Origin of the sequence: Streptomyces sp. NPDC093065, assembly GCF_044754585.1 — a bacterium.
GTDB lineage: Bacteria > Actinomycetota > Actinomycetes > Streptomycetales > Streptomycetaceae > Streptomyces.
In genome coordinates, this window is sequence record NZ_JBIVPJ010000040.1 from 1 (window position 1) to 18407 (window position 18407).

Sequence of the window (18407 nt, forward strand, 5' to 3'; positions counted from 1 at the left end):
CGCAGACCCAGGCCCTCGCCTTCGGCAAGACCCCGGACGAGGTACGCGCCGAGGGAGTGCCCGAGGAACTGGTCCCGCACAAGACCTTCCGCGGCGACCATCCGACGACGACGATCCTCGCCCGCGAGTTGACCCCGTCGGTGCTGGGGCAGCTCGTCGCGCTCTACGAGCACAAGGTGTTCGTGCAGGGGGCGATCTGGAACGTCGATTCGTTCGACCAGTGGGGTGTGGAGCTGGGCAAGGTGCTGGCCAAGCGCGTCGAGCCGGCCCTCACCGAGGGCGCGGACGTGCCCGGCCTCGACCCGTCCACGGTCGCGCTGGTGGCCGCCTACCGGGAGTTGCGCGGGCGGGTGTGAACGTGCTGAAGGGGCGGCGGGAGGTTTTCGCCCCCGCCGCCCCTTCCCGTTCCCGTCCCTGGGGGCTGCCGCCCCCCAGACCCCCGCTTTCGGCCTGAACGGCCCTGTCCTCAAACGCCGGACGGGCTGGGTCAGGCCGACGCCGGTGGATACAGCGACCTCGGCAGCCGGGACGCCGCCGCCGAGTCGAGCAGCCACAGGGTGCGGGCGCGGCCCCGGGCGCCCGCAGCCGGGGCCTGGATCTCGCCGGCGCCCGACAGGGCCATCGCCACCGCGTTCGCCTTGTCCTCGCCCGCCGCGAGCAGCCACACCTCACGGGCGGCGCGGATCGCGGGCAGGGTCAGGGAGATGCGGACGGGCGGCGGCTTGGGGGAGCCGTGGACGCCGATCACCGTGCGCTCCGTCTCCCGGACGCCCGGGTGCTCCGGGAAGAGCGAGGCCACATGGGTGTCCGGGCCGACACCGAGGAGCAGCACGTCGAAGGACGGGACCGCGGCGTGGTTCTCGGGCACGGACGCCGTGGCCAGCTCCTGCGCGTAGGCCGCCGCTGCCGCCTCCACGTCCGAACCGTAGGGACCGTCGGACGCCGCCATCGCGTGCACCCGCTTCGGGTCCAGCGGCACCGCGTCGAGCAGCGCCTCGTGGGCCTGGGTGACGTTGCGCTCCGGGTCGCCCTCCGGCAGGAAGCGCTCGTCGCCCCACCACAGGTCGAGGCGGGCCCAGTCGATCGCGTCCCGGGCCGGGGAGGCGGCGAGCGCCGCGAGCAGACCGTTGCCGTTGCGCCCGCCGGTGAGGACCACGGACGCGCTGCCCCGGGAGGCCTGCGCGTCCACGATCTTCGTGATCAGGCGGGCCGCCGCGGCCTCGGCCATCAGCTCCTTGTCGCGGTGCACGACCAACTGCGGGGTGTCGCTCATTTCGCCGCCGCCTTCCTCACCGGTGTCTCCTCCCGCGCCGCCTCTTTCGCGGGAGCCTTCGCGACCGTCCCGACGGGAGCGGCGACCGCGCGGGCCCCTGCGTCGGCCGGGTCTCCTTTGGCCGGCGCGTTCAGCCGGTCCAGGCCGTACCGCAGCGCCGAGGCGTACGTGTCGTCCGGGTCCAGGCGGCGCAGCTCCTCCGCGATCAGCTCGGCCGTCTCACGGCGCTTGAGCGCCACCGCACGGCCGGGCTGGCCCTGGATGGAGAGATTCGCCAGCGAGCCGTCGGCCCGGTCCAGGACGACCGGACCGCAGTCGGTGTCCATGCGGACCGCGGTGAGCCCCGGACCGCTCGACACCGTGCGCTGCACCGGTACGGCCAGCCGGTCCGCGAGCCACATCGCGAGCAGTTCGCAGCTCGGGTTGAACTCCTCGCCCTCCACCTCGACCGCCTGCACCTCGCAGTCGACCTGGTCGAGGGCCGCCGCCAGCATCGAGCGCCACGGCGTGATCCGGGTCCACGACAGGTCGGTGTCGCCCGGCGCGTAGGCGTCGGCGCGGGCCACCAGCTCCCGTATCGGCTCCTCGCAGGCGTAGGTGTCGGTGACCCGGCGCTGGGCGAGTGCGCCCAGCGGGTCCTTGGCCGGGTCCAGCGGCGCGTTCACCGGCCACCAGACCACGACCGGCGCGTCCGGCAGCAGCAGCGGCAGGACCACCGACTGGGCGTGGTCGACGACGTCGCCGTACAGCCGCAGCACGATCGTCTCGCCGGTGCCCGCGTCGGCGCCGAGGCGGACCTCGGCGTCCAGCCGGGACTTGGTGCGGTCCCGGGGGGAGCGGGAGACGCGCTTGATGACGACCAGCGTGCGCGAGGGGTGCTCGTGCGCGGCGTCGCTCGCGGCCTTCAGCGCGTCGTAGGCGTTCTCCTCGTCGGTGACGATGACGAGGGTGAGCACCATGCCGACGGCCGGCGTGCCGATGGCCCGGCGGCCGAGGACCAGCGCCTTGTTGATCTTGCTGGCGGTGGTGTCCGTGAGGTCTGTCTTCATGGCCGGCGCCAGCTCCGTCCGTCTCGCTCCAGCATGTCGTCCGCCTCGACGGGCCCCCAGGTGCCGGCCGGGTACTGGGCCGGGGTGCCGTGCTCGTCCCAGTACCGCTCGATCGGGTCGAGGATCTTCCAGGACAGCTCGACCTCCTCGGTGCGCGGGAAGAGGTTGGCGTCGCCCAGCAGTACGTCGAGGATGAGACGCTCGTACGCCTCGGGGCTGGACTCGGTGAAGGACTCGCCGTAGGCGAAGTCCATCGACACGTCCCGGATCTCCATCGACGTGCCCGGCACCTTGGAACCGAAGCGGACGGTGACGCCCTCGTCGGGCTGGACCCGGATGACGATCGCGTTCGAGCCGAGTTCCTCGGTGGCCGTCGTGTCGAAGGGGGAGTGCGGGGCACGCTGGAAGACGACCGCGATCTCGGTGACCCGGCGGCCCAGGCGCTTGCCGGTGCGCAGGTAGAAGGGGACGCCCGCCCAGCGGCGGTTGTCGATGCCGACCTTGATCGCGGCGTAGGTGTCGGTCTTCGACTTGGGGTCGATGCCGTCCTCTTCGAGGTAGCCCACGGCCTTGGCACCGCCCTGCCACCCGGCCGCGTACTGGCCGCGCACGGTGTCCCGGCCCAGGTCCCTGGGGAGCCGGACCGCGCCGAGCACCTTGGTCTTCTCCGCGGCCAGCGCGTCCGCGTCGAAGGAGGCGGGCTCCTCCATGGCGGTGAGCGCGAGCAGCTGGAGCAGGTGGTTCTGGATGACGTCGCGCGCCGCGCCGATGCCGTCGTAGTAGCCGGCCCGGCCGCCGATGCCGATGTCCTCGGCCATCGTGATCTGGATGTGGTCGACGTAGGACCGGTTCCAGATCGGTTCGAACATCGTGTTGGCGAAGCGCAGAGCCAGGATGTTCTGGACGGTCTCCTTGCCCAGGTAGTGGTCGATGCGGAAGACCTGGTCGGAGCCGAAGACCTCGTGGACGATCGCGTTGAGCTCCTCGGCCGACCTCAGGTCGTGGCCGAAGGGCTTCTCGATCACCGCACGGCGCCAGGAGCCGCTCGACTGGTCGGCCAGCCCGTGCTTCTTCAGCTGCTGGATGACCACCGGGAAGGACTTCGGCGGCACCGACAGGTAGAAGGCGAAGTTGCCGCCCGTGCCCTGTGCCTTGTCCAGCTCCTCGATGGTGCCGCGCAGCCGCTCGAACGCCTCGTCGTCGTCGAAGGTGCCCTGGACGAAGCGCATCCCCTGGATGAGCTGCTGCCAGACCTCCTCGCGGAACGGGGTGCGGGAGTGCTCCTTGACGGCGTCGTGCACGACCTGGGCGAAGTCCTCGTGCTCCCAGTCGCGGCGGGCGAACCCGACGAGCGAGAAGCCCGGCGGCAGCAGACCGCGGTTGGCGAGGTCGTACACGGCGGGCATGAGCTTCTTGCGGGACAGATCGCCGGTGACGCCGAAAATGACCAGACCCGACGGCCCCGCGATGCGCGGGAGCCGTCGGTCTGCGGGGTCACGCAGCGGGTTGCTGCTTGACAATTCTCAGCCCTTCGAGGGAGCGAGGCGCTTGAGCTCCGCCTCCGTGGACTTCAGCAGGTCGTTCCAGGACGCCTCGAACTTCTCGACGCCCTCCTCCTCCAGGAGCTGGACCACCTCGTCGTAGGAGATCCCGAGCTTCTCGACCGCTTCGAGGTCGGCGCGGGCCTGGTCGTACGACCCGGCGACGGCGTTGCCGCCGATCTCGCCGTGGTCCTCGGTGGCCAGCAGCGTGGCCTCCGGCATGGTGTTGACCGTGTTGGGCGCGACCAGGTCGGTGACGTACATGGTGTCGCTGTACGCCTTGTCCTTCACGCCGGTCGACGCCCACAGCGGACGCTGCTTGTTGGCGCCGGCCTTCTCCAGGGCGGCCCAGCGGTCGGTGCCGAAGACCTCCTCGTACGCCTCGTAGGCGAGGCGGGCGTTGGCGACGGCGGCCTTGCCGCGCTGGGCCCTGGCCTCCTCGGTGCCGAGCGCGTCGATCCGCTTGTCGATCTCGGTGTCCACGCGGGACACGAAGAAGGACGCCACGGAGTGGATCTGCGACAGGTCCAGGCCGCGCTCCCTGGCCTTCTCCAGGCCGGTCTGGAAGGCGTCCATGACCTTGCGGTAGCGCTCCAGCGAGAAGATCAGCGTGACGTTGACGCTGATGCCCAGGCCGATGGTCTCGGCGATGGCCGGCAGGCCGGCCTCGGTGGCCGGGATCTTGATGAAGGTGTTCGGCCGGTCCACCAGCCACGCCAGCTGCTTGGCCTCGGCGACCGTGGCGTGCGTGTTGTGGGCCAGGCGCGGGTCCACCTCGATGGAGACCCGGCCGTCCTTGCCGCCGGTGTTGTCGTAGACCGGGCGCAGGATGTCGGCGGCGTCGCGGACGTCCGCCGTGGTGATCATGCGGATGGCCTCTTCGACCGTGACCCCGCGCACGGCGAGGTCGGCGAGCTGCTGGTCGTAGCCGTCGCCCTGCGAGATCGCCTTCTGGAAGATCGACGGGTTGGTGGTGACGCCCACGACGTGCTGCTGGTCGATCAGCTCGGCGAGGTTGCCGGACGTGATCCGCTTGCGCGACAGGTCGTCCAGCCAGATCGCGACGCCTTCATCGGAGAGGCGCTTGAGTGCGTCTGTCATGGAAAATGCATCTCCTACGTGTCGTGTACGAGCGTCAGCGCTGGGCTGCGGCGATCGATTCCCGGGCGGCGGAGGCCACGTTCTCGGCGGTGAAGCCGAACTCCTTGAAGAGCACCTTGGCGTCCGCCGAAGCACCGAAGTGCTCCAGGGAGACGATGCGGCCGGCGTCTCCCACGTACTTGTGCCAGGTCAAGCCGATCCCGGCCTCGACCGCGACCCGGGCCTTCACGGACGGGGGCAGGACGCTGTCCCGGTACCCCTGGTCCTGCTGCTCGAACCACTCGACGGACGGCATGGACACCACACGGGTCGGCACGCCGTCGGCCTGGAGCTGCTCGCGCGCCTCGACGGCGACGTGCACCTCGGAGCCGGTGGCGATCAGGACGACCCCGGGCTCGCCCCCTTCGGCCTCGAACAGCACGTAGCCGCCCCTGGCCGCGTCCTCATTGGGCTCGTACGTCGGCACGCCCTGGCGGGTCAGCGCCAGACCGTGCGGCTGGCCCTTGCCGAACTCCTTCGTCCAGCGGCGCAGGATCTCGCGCCAGGCGATCGCCGTCTCGTTGGCGTCGGCCGGGCGGACCAGGTTCAGACCCGGGATGGCGCGCAGCGATGCCAGGTGCTCGACCGGCTGGTGGGTCGGGCCGTCCTCGCCGAGGCCGATGGAGTCGTGCGTCCAGACGTACGTCACCGGCAGGTGCATCAGCGCGGACAGCCGTACCGCGTTGCGCATGTAGTCGGAGAAGACCAGGAACGTGCCGCCGTAGATGCGGGTGTTGCCGTGCAGCGCGATGCCGTTCATCTCCGCGGCCATCGCGTGCTCGCGGATGCCGAAGTGGATGGTGCGGCCGTACGGGTTCGCCTCGGGCAGCGGGTTGCCCGCCGGGAGGAAGGAGGACGTCTTGTCGATCGTCGTGTTGTTCGAGCCGGCCAGGTCGGCCGAGCCGCCCCACAGCTCCGGGATCACGTCGCCGAGCGCCTGGAGCACCTTGCCGGACGCGGCACGGGTCGCGAGGCCCTTGCCCGCCTCGAAGACCGGGATCTTCTCCTCCCAGCCCTTCGGCAGCTCGCCCCTGGCGACCCGCTCGTACTCGGCGGCGCGCTCCGGGTTGTTGTCCCGCCACTGCTGGAAGGACTTCTCCCACACCGCGCGGGCCGCCTGCCCCTTCTCCAGGGCCTTGCGGGTGTGCCCGACGACCTCGTCGGAGACCTCGAAGGACTTCTCCGGGTCGAAGCCCAGGACCCGCTTGGTCGCCGCGACCTCGTCGTCGCCGAGCGCCGAGCCGTGCGCGGCCTCGGTGTTCTGCGCGTTCGGGGCGGGCCAGGCGATGATCGAGCGCATGGCGATGAAGGACGGCCGGTCGGTGACCCTCTTCGCCTCCTCGATCGCGTCGTAGATCGCGTTCGGGTCCAGGTCGCCGTCCGGCTTCGGGGCGACGCGCTGCACGTGCCAGCCGTACGCCTCGTACCGCTTGCAGGTGTCCTCGGAGACGGCCGTCTCCGTGTCGCCCTCGATCGAGATGTGGTTGTCGTCCCACAGCAGGACCAGGTTGCCGAGCTTCTGGTGACCCGCCATCGAGGACGCCTCGGCGGAGATGCCCTCCTGGAGGCAGCCGTCACCGGCGATGCAGTAGATGAAGTGGTCGAACGGGGACTCGCCCTCGGGGGCCTCCGGGTCGAACAGACCGCGCTCGTAGCGGGCGGCCATCGCCATGCCCACCGCGTTGGCGACACCCTGGCCCAGCGGGCCGGTCGTGGTCTCCACGCCGGTGGTGTGTCCGTACTCCGGGTGGCCGGGGGTCTTGGAGCCCCAGGTGCGGAAGGACTCCAGGTCCGCCAGCTCCAGGCCGAAGCCGGCCAGGTAGAGCTGGGTGTAGAGGGTCAGGGACGAGTGACCCGCGGACAGCACGAAGCGGTCGCGCCCGACCCAGTTCGCGTCGGCGGGGTCGTGCCGCATCACCTTCTGGAAGAGGGTGTAGGCGGCGGGCGCCAGGCTCATCGCCGTACCCGGATGGCCGTTGCCAACCTTCTGTACGGCATCGGCGGCCAGGACGCGGGCGGTGTCCACGGCCCGCTGGTCCAATTCGGTCCACTCGAGGTCTGTGGTGGTCGGCTTGGTGCTCACCCTGAGTCAGGGCTCCTCTCCACATGTCGGTTGCCGGTGCACGAGTGCACCGGCTGCCGGCGCGTCCGTGAGTCGGCCGGCCATGGCCGAGCCTACCCCCGTAAGTACGTGCGCTTTTCCGCTGGAAACCAGACTGCCGGGACTCTTCTCGGTCCGCCTGTCGACTGGGCGAAACCGCATTCGGCAAGTGAATACGGAGCCGCTCATCTGACTGCTCAATCGACTCTGCGGACGCACGTCGGAGCACCCGCGCCAACACGAGCCCACCCCCGCGAAGGCCGAGGTATGGGCAACGTCTAAAGTGGCGTGGTACGCGCGAGCCTTTACCGCCACTTCACACGGGGAGGCTTGCTGGGATGTCTCTGTCAGGGGTGTGCGTGACGGCCGTTGAATCCCGTCCTGCGGGGGTTATCGGGACGAACCAGAGCCCGAGTCACCGGCCGTTCGGGGCCCGTGTCAAGGCGTTCGTGGCGCTGACCAAGCCGCGGATCATCGAGCTTCTGCTGATCACCACCGTTCCGGTGATGTTCCTCGCCGAACAGGGTGTTCCGAATCTGAAGCTGGTGCTGCTGACCTGCGTCGGCGGTTACCTGTCGGCCGGCGGCGCCAACGCGCTGAACATGTACATCGACCGCGACATCGACGCGCTGATGGACCGGACCTCGCAGCGCCCGCTGGTGACCGGAATGGTCAGCCCGGTCGAATGCCTCGTCTTCGGCATCGCCCTGGCGATCGTCTCGACGCTGCTGTTCGGCCTCACCGTCAACTGGCTGTCGGCCTGGCTCTCGCTCGGCGCGCTCCTCTTCTACGTCGTCGTCTACACGATGCTCCTCAAGCGCCGCACCTCCCAGAACATCGTCTGGGGAGGCATCGCCGGCTGTCTTCCGGTGCTCATCGGCTGGTCGGCCGTGACCAACTCGATGTCCTGGGCGCCGGTCATCCTCTTCGGGGTGATGTTCTTCTGGACGCCGCCGCACTACTGGCCGCTGTCCATGAAGGTCAAGGAGGACTACGCGCGCGTCGGCGTGCCGATGCTCCCGGTGATCGCGTCCAACAAGGTCGTCGCCCGGCAGATCGTCATCTACAGCTGGGTGATGGTCGTGGTGTCGCTGCTGCTGACGCCGCTCGGCTACACCGGCTGGTTCTACACGGCCGTCGCCGTGGCGGCCGGAGGCATGTGGCTGTGGGAGGCGCACGGGCTGCAGAACCGTGCCAAGGCCGAGGTCACGGGCGGCAAGCTGAAGGAGATGCGGCTGTTCCACTGGTCCATCACCTACGTGTCGGTGCTGTTCCTCGCGATCGCGGTGGACCCCTTCCTGCGCTGAGCAGCCCCCGTGGAGCCGTCCGACGGGCGGGGCGCGTGGTCAAGGCCACGCACCCCGCCCGTCGCCGTTCGGACTACCCGTCGGTAGCATCCTGGGCATGGCAGACACGGAGCAGGCGGACACGGAGCAGACCGGCGCCAAGGGCGGCTGGGCCGACCGGTGGGCCGCGTACGAGGTGACCCGGACGGCCGGGCGGATCGCGTCCTTCGCCAAGGCCCACGGCGGCGCCGAGGCCCAGGTGGCGTATCTCGGTGAGCGCGGCGCCCGGATCGTGCTCGTCGGCGAGGACGGCGCCTGGGGCGACCTGGTCGCGCGCACCCCCGAGCGGGCGCGCAAGGCCGTTGAACAGTCCGGCATCACCGTCCACGAGGACTTCGACGGCGAGTTCGCCGCCAAGGTCGCCACCGGGCGCTACGAGTGGTCGCGCATGGCGGGCATCCAGGTCGCGGGCCCGAGCAACACCTGAGACCGGGTTCACCCGTTAGGACCGTAGGAAGCCGCGAGGCATACGGGCCGCAGAGCCCCGAGCCGCACGGCGCACGGTCCCAGCGCGGGGAGCCCGGATGATCGAAACGCCGTCCCTGGTGGACCAGTACTGCCACGGCGTCCTGAGAACGGAGCTGGGCCTCGGCACCTTCGAGGCCCAGCTGGCCCGCACCGAGGGCCCGCCCGCACCGGGCACCACCCTCTTCGACACCCAGACCGGCTTCGCGGTACGCCGCTGGTGCCCGCCCCTGCTCGGCCTGGAACCGCACTGCCCGCCCGCCCGCTACCTGGCCCGGCGCCGGGAACTGGGCGTCATGGAGGCCGACCGCCGGCTGCTGCGCGGCAGCGGCATCACCACCTACCTGGTCGACGCCGGACTGCCGGGAGACCTCACCGGACCCGCCGAGATGGCCTCCGCGGCGGACGCCGACACCCGGGAGATCGTGCGCCTGGAACTCCTCGCCGAACAGGTCGCCGACACCTCCGGCACCGTCGAGTCCTTCCTCGCCAACCTCGCCGAGGCCGTGCACGGCGCCGCCGCGGACGCGGTCGCCTTCACCTCCGTCGCCGGGGTACGGCACGGCCTGGCCCTCGCCCCGGAGCCGCCCTGCCCCGGCGAGGTGCGCGGGGCCGCCGCCCGCTGGCTGACCGGGCGTGAGGTCGGCGGGGAACTGAGCGACCCGGTGCTGCTGCGCCACCTGCTGTGGATCGCCGTCGCCTCCGGCCTGCCGCTCCAGCTGCACGCGGGCCTCGGCGAGCCGGGCCTGCGCATCGACCGCACCGACCCGGTCCTGCTCACCGACTTCGTACGGGCCACCGCCGGCCTCGGCACCGACCTGGTCCTGCTGCACGGCTATCCGTACCACCGGCACGCCGCCCACCTGGCCGGCGTCTTCCCGCACGTCTACGCCGACTCGGGCGCCGCCCTGGTGCGCACCGGCGCCCGCGCGGCGACGGTCCTCGCGGAGATCCTTGAGCTGGCCCCCTTCGGCAAGATCCTGTTCTCCAGCGGCGCCCAGGGCCTGCCCGAGCTGCACGTGGTCGCCGCCCGGCTGTTCCGCGAGGCCCTGGGCAGGGTGCTGGGAGCATGGGTGGCCGAGGGGGCGTGGTCGCCCGGGGACGCCCAGCGGGTGGCGGCGATGATCGCCTCGGGGAACGCCGGGCGGGTGTACGGGCTGGAGTGACGGTGTACACGCGGCATCGAACCCCCGACACTGTGCGCATGCCGACCGACGCGTTGCTCGACCGCTTCCTCACCGGCCTCGGGCCCCTCGACCCCGTCGCCGTCTGGGCGCACGGTTCACTGGGCGCGGGCGACTACCAGGAGGGCCGCAGCGACCTCGACCTGATCGCGGTCCTGCCCCGGCCGGCCACGGCCCGCACGGCCTGGCGCCTCGGGCTGCTGCACGCCCGGCTGCGGGACGCACCCCTGGCCGCACTGCTGCACTGCACGTACCTGTCGCCGGACACGGCCGCCGACCCGGACCGGCGGCACCTGACCTGGGCCCACGAACAGCTCTTCAAGCGGCCGGTCACCCCCGTCACCCGGCGTGAGCTGCACAGCTTCGGCCGCGTCCTGCACGGCGAGTCGCCGGAGCACCTGCTGCCACCGGTGTCCGGCCCGGAGCTGGCGGGGTTCGTCGTCCGCGACCAGCGGGAGTTCTGGCGGCCGCACGTGCGCAGGGCGGAGCTGTGGCGGCAGGACGTGTGGGTCGACCTCGGCCTGATCACCTTCGCCCGCGCCACGGTCACGCTGCGGGAGGGCCGCCTGATCACCAAGCGGGAGGCCCTGGCGCAGCTGCCCGCCCTGGGCGCTCCCGGCGAGGTCGTCGAGGACGTCGCCGAGCGGCGGTACGGGAACCGCGCGCGGCCCGCGGCCACGGCCGGGTGGACCGCCCGCCGCGCCGAGCTGACCCGTGACTACCTGGGACCGGCGATCGACACGCTGGTGGCGTCGTACTCCTGAGCCGGCAGCCCTGCCACCGTCTCCTCGGGCCGCTCGCGCAGCGCCAGCAGCACCCGCAGCACCGCGATCCACACCAGGCACGAGCCGAACATGTGCAGCCCGACCAGCACCTCGGGCAGGTCGGTGAAGTACTGGACGTACCCGACGACCCCCTGGGAGAGCAGCACCAGGAACAGGTCGCGGGTGCGGGCCAGCGGATCCCTGGGCGCGTCGACCGCCTTCAGCACGAACCACAGGGCGAACGTCAGCGTCACCACGATCCACGCCAGGACGGCGTGCGCCTTGCTGATCATCTCCCAGTCGACCGGCATCCGCGGCACGTCGCTGGAGTCGCCCGCGTGCGGGCCCGCGCCCGTGACCACGGTGCCCACCGTGACCAGCAGCGCCGAGACGACGACCGTCACCCACACCAGCTGCTGCACGGACTTGCCGACCAGCGGGCGCGGTGCCGCGTCGCCCTCCCGGGTGCGCTGCCACATCACCGTGGCCAGCGTCAGCAGCGCCGTCGTCGCCACGAAGTGGATCGCGACCGTGTACGGGTTGAGACCGACGAGGACGACGATGCCGCCGAGCACGGCGTTGCTCATCACGACCCAGAACTGCGCCCACCCCAGCAGGGTCAGGCTGCGCCGGTACGGCTTCTGGGAGCGGGCGGCGATGATCGCCCAGCCGACCGCGGCGCACAGCGCGTAGGTCAGCATGCGGTTGCCGAACTCGATGACGCCGTGGAAGCCCATCTCGCTCGTGGTGGTGAGCGAGTCGTCGGTGCACTTGGGCCAGGTCGGGCAGCCGAGCCCGGAGCCGGTGAGCCGGACGGCGCCGCCGGTGACGACGATGATCACGGACATCACGAGGGGCGCGAGGGCCGCCCGCTGGACCGTCCGGGGATGCGGGGTCCAGTGCGCGGCGATGAAGGCGAGCGGGTTGCGCACGGCGGCTGCGGCGTCGGCGCGGGTCACGTTTGGCACGCCGTCCATCGTAGGCGCCCGCTTGTGCACGCTTTCACGAGGGTCGTCCTGCGGCATGTGTCCCTACTCCCAGCGGAAGAACTTCCCCGCGGCCGCGAGTCCCACGACCGCCCACACGGCGAGGATCCCCAGGTCGCCCCAGGGCATCGAGGCCCCGTGCCGGAGCACGTCCCGCAGTCCGTCCGACAGGGCGGAGATGGGCAGCAGCCCCAGCACGCTCTGCGCCGCGTCCGGGAACCTGTCCAGCGGCACGATCACCCCGCCGCCCACGAGGAGCAGCAGGAAGACCAGATTGGCGGCGGCCAGCGTGGCCTCCGCCCTCAGCGTGCCCGCCATCAGCAGCCCGAGCCCGGAGAAGGCGGCGGTGCCGAGGACCAGGAGCAGCAGCACGGCCGCCGGGTTGCCGTGCGGCGACCAGCCCAGCGCGAGGGCGATCACCGTCAGCAGCACGATCTGGAACACCTCCGTGACCAGCACCGACGCCGTCTTCGCGGTCATGAGGGCCCAGCGCGGCAGCGGGGAGGCGGCCAGCCGCTTCAGCACCCCGTACCGGCGCTCGAAGCCGGTGGCGATGGCCTGCCCGGTGAACGCCGTCGACATCACCGCGAGCGCGAGGATGCCGGGCGCCAGGAAGTCGACCGCCTCCCCGGCTCCGGTGTCGACGATGTCCACGGAGCTGAACAGGACGAGCAGCAGCGTCGGGATGATCACCGTCAGCAGCAGCTGCTCGCCGTTGCGCAGCAGCATCTTCGTCTCCAGCACGGCCTGCGCCGCGATCATGCGCCCGAGCGGCGCGGCCCCCGGCCTGGGCGTGTACGCCCCCGTGGTGCCCGGCGTCCCCGCGTTCCCCGGTGTCCCTGTCGTGGTGGTCACCCGCGCAGCTCCTTGCCGGTCAGTTCCAGGAAGACGTCCTCCAGCGTGTGGCGCTCCACCGAGATGCGGTCCGGCATCACCCCGTGCTGGGCGCACCAGGAGGTCACCGTCGCCAGCAGCTGCGGGTCGACCTTGCCGTTCACCCGGTAGGAGCCCGGGGTCAGCTCGGCGGCAGCGGAGTCCGGTGGCAGCGCCTTGAGCAGGGACGCGACATCGAGTCCCGGGCGGCCCGTGAACCGCAGGGTGTTCTCGGCGCCGCCGCGGCACAGCTCCTCGGGGGTGCCCTGGGCGATCACCCGGCCGGTGTCGATGACGGCGACATCGTCGGCCAGCTGCTCGGCCTCGTCCATGTGGTGCGTGGTCAGGATCACCGAGACCCCGTCGTCGCGCAGGTCCCGTACGAGGTCCCAGGTGGCGCGGCGGGCCTGCGGGTCGAGGCCGGAGGTCGGCTCGTCCAGGAACACCAGCTCCGGGCGGCCCACCACGGCCATCGCGAGGGCGAGCCGTTGCTGCTGCCCGCCCGAGAGCCTGCGGTACGTGGTGCGGCCGCACGAGCCCAGCCCGAGCCGCTCGATCAGCGCGTCGACGTCCAGCGGGTGGGCGTGCAGCTTCGCCACGTGGCGCAGCATCTCGTCCGCGCGGGCGCCGGAGTAGACGCCGCCGGACTGGAGCATCACGCCGATCCGCGGCCGCAGTCCGGCGCCGTCCCGCACCGGATCCAGGCCCAGGACGCGCACCGTCCCGGAGTCCGGTCTGCGGTATCCCTCGCAGGTCTCGACCGTGGTCGTCTTGCCCGCCCCGTTGGGACCCAGCACGGCGGTCACGCCCGTGCCGGCCACCAGGTCGAGGCCGTCCACCGCGGTCTTCGTGCCGTACCGCTTCACCAGGGCCTGGACCTGGACCACGGGCTCACTTCGCATGGGTCACGAGTCTAGGGAGACGGCGGACCGGCCGGGCGCGGGGGTGTGGAAAACCTTCCGGCACCCGGCACGGGCCTCACTCGCGCGGGCGGTGCACGGGCAGCCACCGTTCGGCGTAGGCGACCGCGTCGGGCAGGGAGAACAGACGTACGCCGGCCGCGCCGACCCGGCCGCGGGCGACGGAACGGTCCCGTTCGAAGTCGTGGCCCAGTTCGTCGAAGCGCTCGGACGTGATCGACACCTCGGTCACCCGTTCCCACCCCACCGGCCCCGGACGCCCCACCTCCACCAGCGGGGAGGGGATCCGGTACTCCGCGAGGTGGAAGGCGGTGCAGGCCTCGTAGCCCGCGCCGAGCAGCAGGACCCGGGCGTCCAGCCGTTCCAGCGTGGCCAGCGGGCTGCGCTCGCCCAGCCGGCAGTCGGTCGCGTGCCCCGCGACCACCTCGGCGGCACGGGCGCCGAGGGCCGCGAAGGAGGTCTGCGGATGGGCGCTGCGCCGGGCCCCGGGCCAGGTGCGCACCGCCTCCGGGACCACCCCGACACCGCGCGAGGGCGTGATCAGCGGGTCGTAGGCGGGCGTCGCCGCGCGCACCGTCTCCCACCACTCCTCGGGCACCGGCGGGCTGGTCCACAGGGCGGGGTCGGAGAGGTCGCCGGTCTGGGTCGGGACCACCAGGGTGCCGCTCGGGCCGAGCACGTCGAGCAGTGCCTGGACGACCGCGACGGGGCCTCCGCAGACCCAGCCGAGCGAACTGAGGGACGAGTGCGCGAGGAGGGTGTCGCCGGTGCGCACACCCAGTTCGCGCAGCCCGGCGGCGAGCGTTCCGCGGGTGACGAGTGGGCCGGTCGGAGGGGGTGCGGGCATGCGGGGGAGTGTTCCTGAAGCCGCGTCCGGGCGCCAGCGAATTGCCCCCGGGTGATCGATCAAAGATCGTTTCCGCAGGTCAGCTTAGGTATGCCTAAGTGACGCAGGGCACCGTTCGATGATCCGGGCGCGGCTTGCCCGCCCCGAAGGAATTACGCAACAATGGCGTTGTGAAAAACGTCGGTGAGGCTCCGCAGGAGGAACTCGCGACCGGTGAGCGGTCCACCCGCAACCGGGTCGCGCGCTCCATCCTGGACCACGGACCCTCGACCGTCGCAGAGCTCGCCGGACGCCTGGGCCTGACCCAGGCCGCCGTCCGGCGGCACCTCGACGCCCTGGTCTCCGACGACGTGGTGGAGGCCCGCGAGCAGCGGGTCTACGGCGCGCGCACGCGCGGGCGGCCCGCCAAGGTCTTCGCGCTCACCGACTGCGGCCGGGACGCCTTCGACCAGTCGTACGACAAGCTGGCCGCCGACGCCCTGCGCTGGATCGCCGAGCAGGAGGGCGGGGAGCAGGCGATCGCCGCCTTCGCCCGTGCCCGGATCGCCGCCCAGTCGGGCGCCTACCGCAAGGCCGTGGAGTCCGCCCCCGCCGAGAAGCGCGCGGAAGCGCTGGCCAAGGCGCTGACCGAGGACGGGTACGCTGCTACCGCGCGGAGCGCGCCCCACCCCCAGCAGGGCGAGCAGCTGTGCCAGCACCACTGCCCGGTCGCCCACGTCGCGGAGCAGTTTCCGCAGCTGTGCGAGGCGGAGACGGAATTCTTCGCCGAGCTGCTCGGTACGCATGTACAGCGGCTCGCGACCATCGCGCACGGCGACGGCGTCTGCACCACGTTCATTCCGAAGACTTCGAAGCCCTCCGGGACCGCCGAGACGGCGTCCGGGACGACTTCCAAGACCTACAACGCATCTGCAAGCACGGCCGGGAGGAACCCCGCATGACTCTCCCCACGGAGACTGCTCACCCCGAGCTCGAGGGACTGGGCAAGTACGAATACGGCTGGGCCGACTCCGACACGGCCGGCGCCTCTGCCAAGCGCGGCATCAACGAGGACGTCGTCCGCGACATCTCCGCGAAGAAGAACGAGCCGGAGTGGATGACCAAGCTCCGCCTCAAGGGCCTGCGCCTCTTCGAGAAGAAGCCCATGCCGAACTGGGGCTCGGACCTGTCGGGGATCGACTTCGACAACATCAAGTACTTCGTGCGCTCCACGGAGAAGCAGGCGGAGTCCTGGGAGGACCTGCCCGAGGACATCAAGAACACGTACGACAAGCTCGGCATCCCCGAGGCGGAGAAGCAGCGCCTCGTCGCCGGTGTCGCGGCCCAGTACGAGTCGGAGGTCGTCTACCACCAGATCCGCGAGGACCTGGAGGAGCAGGGCGTCATCTTCCTGGACACCGACACGGCCCTCAAGGAGCACCCGGAGCTCTTCAAGGAGTACTTCGGCACCGTCATCCCCGTCGGTGACAACAAGTTCGCCTCGCTGAACAGCGCCGTGTGGTCCGGCGGCTCCTTCATCTACGTGCCGAAGGGCGTGCACGTCGAGATCCCGCTCCAGGCCTACTTCCGTATCAACACGGAGAACATGGGCCAGTTCGAGCGGACCCTGATCATCGTCGACGAGGGTGCCTACGTGCACTACGTCGAGGGCTGCACCGCGCCGATCTACAAGTCGGACTCGCTGCACTCCGCCGTGGTCGAGATCATCGTCAAGAAGAACGCCCGCTGCCGCTACACCACCATCCAGAACTGGTCGAACAACGTCTACAACCTGGTCACCAAGCGCGCCGTGGCGTACGAGGGCGCGACCATGGAGTGGATCGACGGCAACATCGGCTCCAAGGTGACGATGAAGTACCCGGCCGTCTACCTGATGGGCGAGCACGCCAAGGGCGAGACCCTGTCCATCGCCTTCGCGGGCGAGGGCCAGCACCAGGACGCCGGCTCCAAGATGGTCCACATGGCGCCGAACACCTCCTCCAACATCGTCTCGAAGTCCGTGGCGCGCGGCGGCGGCCGCACCTCCTACCGCGGTCTCGTAGAGATCGGCGAGGGCGCCCACGGCTCCAAGTCGAACGTGCTGTGCGACGCGCTGCTCGTCGACACCATCTCCCGCTCCGACACGTACCCCTACGTGGACGTCCGCGAGGACGACGTGTCCATGGGCCACGAGGCGACCGTCTCCAAGGTCTCCGAGGACCAGCTCTTCTACCTGATGAGCCGCGGTCTGAGCGAGTTCGAGGCGATGGCGATGATCGTGCGCGGCTTCGTCGAGCCGATCGCCAAGGAGCTGCCCATGGAGTACGCCCTCGAACTCAACCGGCTGATCGAGCTGCAGATGGAGGGCGCGGTCGGCTGACCCCCGCCCCCACCGCAGTCACCATTCAGGAACGTAGGAAGAGAGCAGACCGACAGCCATGGCTGAGGCTCAGAACATCCCCGTGGGGTCCACCACCGCGGGCCAGATCGCGGTGGCCGCCGAGTCGACCGTCGCCACGCGCATGAGCGCACCCGCGTCCTTCGACGTGGCGGACTTCCAGGTCCCCCACGGCCGCGAGGAGGAGTGGCGGTTCACCCCGCTGGAGCGGCTGCGCGGGCTGCACGACGGCACCGCCGTCGCCACCGGCGACGGCGTGAAGGTCGACATCGACGCGCCCGAGGGCGTCGTCGTCGAGACCGTCGGCCGCGACGACGCGCGCATCGGCCGGGCCGGTACCCCCGTGGACCGGGTCGCCGCCCAGGCCTACTCGGCGTTCGAGAAGGCCGGCGTGATCACCGTCCCCAAGGAGACGGTCCTCGCCGAGCCGATCCGCATCGCCGTGCACGGCGAGGGCGGCACCGCCTACGCCCACCAGGTCGTCGAGCTGGGCGCCTTCGCCGAGGCCGTGGTCGTCATCGACCACACCGGCGACGCGGTGCTCGCCGCCAACGTCGACTACGTGCTGGGCGACGGCGCCAAGCTGACCGTCGTCTCCGTCCAGGACTGGGACGACAAGGCCGTCCACGTCGGCCAGCACAACGCGCTGGTCGGCCGCGACGCGACCTTCAAGTCCTTCGTCGTCACCTTCGGCGGCGACCTGGTCCGCCTCCACCCGCGCGTCGCCTACGCGGGACCCGGCGGCGAGGCCGAGCTGTTCGGCCTGTACTTCACCGACGCCGGCCAGCACCAGGAGCACCGCCTCCTGGTCGACCACAACGTCCCGCACTGCAAGTCCAACGTCGTCTACAAGGGCGCGCTCCAGGGCGACGACGCGCACGCGGTGTGGATCGGCGACGTGCTCATCGAGGCCGCGGCCGAGGGCACCGACACCTACGAGATGAACCGCAACCTCGTCCTCACCGACGGCGCGCGGGTCGACTCGGTGCCGAACCTGGAGATCGAGACCGGCGAGATCGTCGGCGCCGGCCACGCCTCCGCCACCGGCCGCTTCGACGACGAGCAGCTCTTCTACCTGATGGCCCGCGGCATCCCCGAGCTGGACGCCCGCCGCCTGGTGGTCCACGGCTTCTTCGCCGAGCTGGTCCAGCAGATCGGCGTCGCGGACATCGAGGAGCGCCTGCTCGCCAAGATCGCGGAAGAGCTGGAGGCGTCGGTCGCATGACCTTCGTACGCGTCTGTGGAGCGGACGAGCTGGAGGAGGACACCCCCAAGCGGGTGGAACTCGACGGCACGCCGATCTCCGTCGTGCGGACCGAGGGCGAGGTCTTCGCGATCAACGACATCTGCTCGCACGCGAACGTCTCGCTGGCCGAGGGCGAGGTCGACGACTGCCACATCGAGTGCTGGCTGCACGGCTCGCGCTTCGACCTCCGCTCCGGCAAGCCCGACAGCCTTCCGGCGACGCGCCCCGTCCCCGTTTACCCCGTAAAGATCGAAGGGGACGACGTGCTCGTCTCCCTCACCCAGGAGTCCTGAGG

Annotated in this window: 17 protein-coding genes and 1 pseudogene; 9 read left to right on the forward strand and 9 right to left on the reverse strand. The window is 71.1% G+C overall.

Annotated features, from left to right (window positions below):
- Positions 1–356, forward strand: a pseudogene (locus ACIQFU_RS37315) (glucose-6-phosphate isomerase); the annotation flags it as partial.
- Between the two features lie 131 nt (positions 357–487).
- Here ACIQFU_RS37315 and pgl read toward each other — a convergent pair.
- The 5 genes from pgl to tkt are packed head-to-tail and all read right to left on the reverse strand — an operon-like array spanning position 488 to position 7086.
- Positions 488–1273: a 6-phosphogluconolactonase gene (pgl, locus tag ACIQFU_RS37320; RefSeq protein ID WP_402557727.1), complete on the reverse strand. Its 786-nt coding sequence runs from the start codon at positions 1271–1273 to the stop codon at positions 488–490.
- A complete protein-coding gene (opcA, locus tag ACIQFU_RS37325) occupies positions 1270–2322 on the reverse strand; it encodes a glucose-6-phosphate dehydrogenase assembly protein OpcA (RefSeq protein ID WP_402557729.1) in 1053 nt (350 codons plus the stop codon). Before opcA ends, pgl begins: the two co-directional genes overlap by 4 nt.
- Positions 2319–3842 carry a glucose-6-phosphate dehydrogenase gene (gene zwf, locus ACIQFU_RS37330; RefSeq protein ID WP_402557730.1) on the reverse strand — a complete coding sequence of 508 codons (1524 nt, stop codon included), beginning with the start codon at positions 3840–3842 and terminating at the stop codon, positions 2319–2321. The genes opcA and zwf overlap by 4 nt, the downstream gene beginning before the upstream one ends.
- Before the next feature lie 3 nt (positions 3843–3845).
- Complete coding sequence (tal, locus tag ACIQFU_RS37335; RefSeq protein WP_402557732.1) at positions 3846–4964, reverse strand: transaldolase; 1119 nt, start codon at positions 4962–4964, stop codon at positions 3846–3848.
- 34 nt (positions 4965–4998) lie between these two features.
- Positions 4999–7086, reverse strand: a complete 2088-nt coding sequence (gene tkt / locus ACIQFU_RS37340; RefSeq protein WP_402557733.1) for a transketolase — start codon at positions 7084–7086, stop codon at positions 4999–5001.
- A 356-nt stretch (positions 7087–7442) separates the two neighbouring features.
- Between tkt and ACIQFU_RS37345 the strand changes: the two genes are divergently transcribed.
- From ACIQFU_RS37345 to ACIQFU_RS37360, 4 genes are all read left to right on the forward strand, one after another.
- Positions 7443–8411: a heme o synthase gene (locus ACIQFU_RS37345; RefSeq protein ID WP_402557734.1), complete on the forward strand. Its 969-nt coding sequence runs from the start codon at positions 7443–7445 to the stop codon at positions 8409–8411.
- 97 nt (positions 8412–8508) lie between these two features.
- Positions 8509–8877 (forward strand): hypothetical protein, encoded by a 369-nt coding sequence (locus tag ACIQFU_RS37350; protein ID WP_402557735.1) that lies wholly within the window; start codon positions 8509–8511, stop codon positions 8875–8877.
- Positions 8878–8974: 97 nt separating this feature from the next.
- The gene (locus ACIQFU_RS37355) at positions 8975–10081 is read left to right on the forward strand and encodes an amidohydrolase family protein (protein WP_402557737.1); all 1107 of its coding nucleotides are present in this window, start codon (positions 8975–8977) and stop codon (positions 10079–10081) included.
- A gap of 38 nt (positions 10082–10119) precedes the next feature.
- Complete coding sequence (locus ACIQFU_RS37360; RefSeq protein WP_402557738.1) at positions 10120–10863, forward strand: nucleotidyltransferase domain-containing protein; 744 nt, start codon at positions 10120–10122, stop codon at positions 10861–10863.
- Here the strand turns inward: ACIQFU_RS37360 and ACIQFU_RS37365 are convergent.
- The 4 genes from ACIQFU_RS37365 to ACIQFU_RS37380 all read right to left on the reverse strand — a co-directional run bounded on the left by ACIQFU_RS37365 (position 10818) and on the right by ACIQFU_RS37380 (position 14489).
- Positions 10818–11840, reverse strand: a complete 1023-nt coding sequence (locus ACIQFU_RS37365) for a heme A synthase (RefSeq protein ID WP_402557739.1) — start codon at positions 11838–11840, stop codon at positions 10818–10820. The two genes, ACIQFU_RS37360 and ACIQFU_RS37365, sit on opposite strands and share 46 nt — an antisense overlap.
- A gap of 54 nt (positions 11841–11894) precedes the next feature.
- A complete protein-coding gene (locus ACIQFU_RS37370) occupies positions 11895–12704 on the reverse strand; it encodes an ABC transporter permease (RefSeq protein ID WP_402557741.1) in 810 nt (269 codons plus the stop codon).
- Positions 12701–13624 (reverse strand): ABC transporter ATP-binding protein, encoded by a 924-nt coding sequence (locus ACIQFU_RS37375; protein ID WP_402557742.1) that lies wholly within the window; start codon positions 13622–13624, stop codon positions 12701–12703. The genes ACIQFU_RS37370 and ACIQFU_RS37375 overlap by 4 nt, the downstream gene beginning before the upstream one ends.
- 76 nt (positions 13625–13700) lie before the next feature.
- Positions 13701–14489 (reverse strand): aminoglycoside N(3)-acetyltransferase, encoded by a 789-nt coding sequence (locus ACIQFU_RS37380; protein ID WP_402557744.1) that lies wholly within the window; start codon positions 14487–14489, stop codon positions 13701–13703.
- A 170-nt stretch (positions 14490–14659) separates the two neighbouring features.
- On the opposite strand from ACIQFU_RS37380, the gene ACIQFU_RS37385 reads away from it, so the two are divergent.
- Genes ACIQFU_RS37385 through ACIQFU_RS37400 form a run of 4 tightly spaced genes read left to right on the forward strand, consistent with a single transcriptional unit; the run spans position 14660 to position 18405 of the window.
- Positions 14660–15430, forward strand: a complete 771-nt coding sequence (locus tag ACIQFU_RS37385; RefSeq protein WP_402557746.1) for a helix-turn-helix transcriptional regulator — start codon at positions 14660–14662, stop codon at positions 15428–15430.
- Complete coding sequence (gene sufB, locus ACIQFU_RS37390; protein WP_003976894.1) at positions 15427–16848, forward strand: Fe-S cluster assembly protein SufB; 1422 nt, start codon at positions 15427–15429, stop codon at positions 16846–16848. The genes ACIQFU_RS37385 and sufB overlap by 4 nt, the downstream gene beginning before the upstream one ends.
- 58 nt (positions 16849–16906) lie before the next feature.
- Complete coding sequence (gene sufD, locus ACIQFU_RS37395) at positions 16907–18091, forward strand: Fe-S cluster assembly protein SufD (RefSeq protein ID WP_402557747.1); 1185 nt, start codon at positions 16907–16909, stop codon at positions 18089–18091.
- Complete coding sequence (locus ACIQFU_RS37400; protein WP_053128856.1) at positions 18088–18405, forward strand: non-heme iron oxygenase ferredoxin subunit; 318 nt, start codon at positions 18088–18090, stop codon at positions 18403–18405. Before sufD ends, ACIQFU_RS37400 begins: the two co-directional genes overlap by 4 nt.
- Positions 18406–18407: the final 2 nt, after the last annotated feature.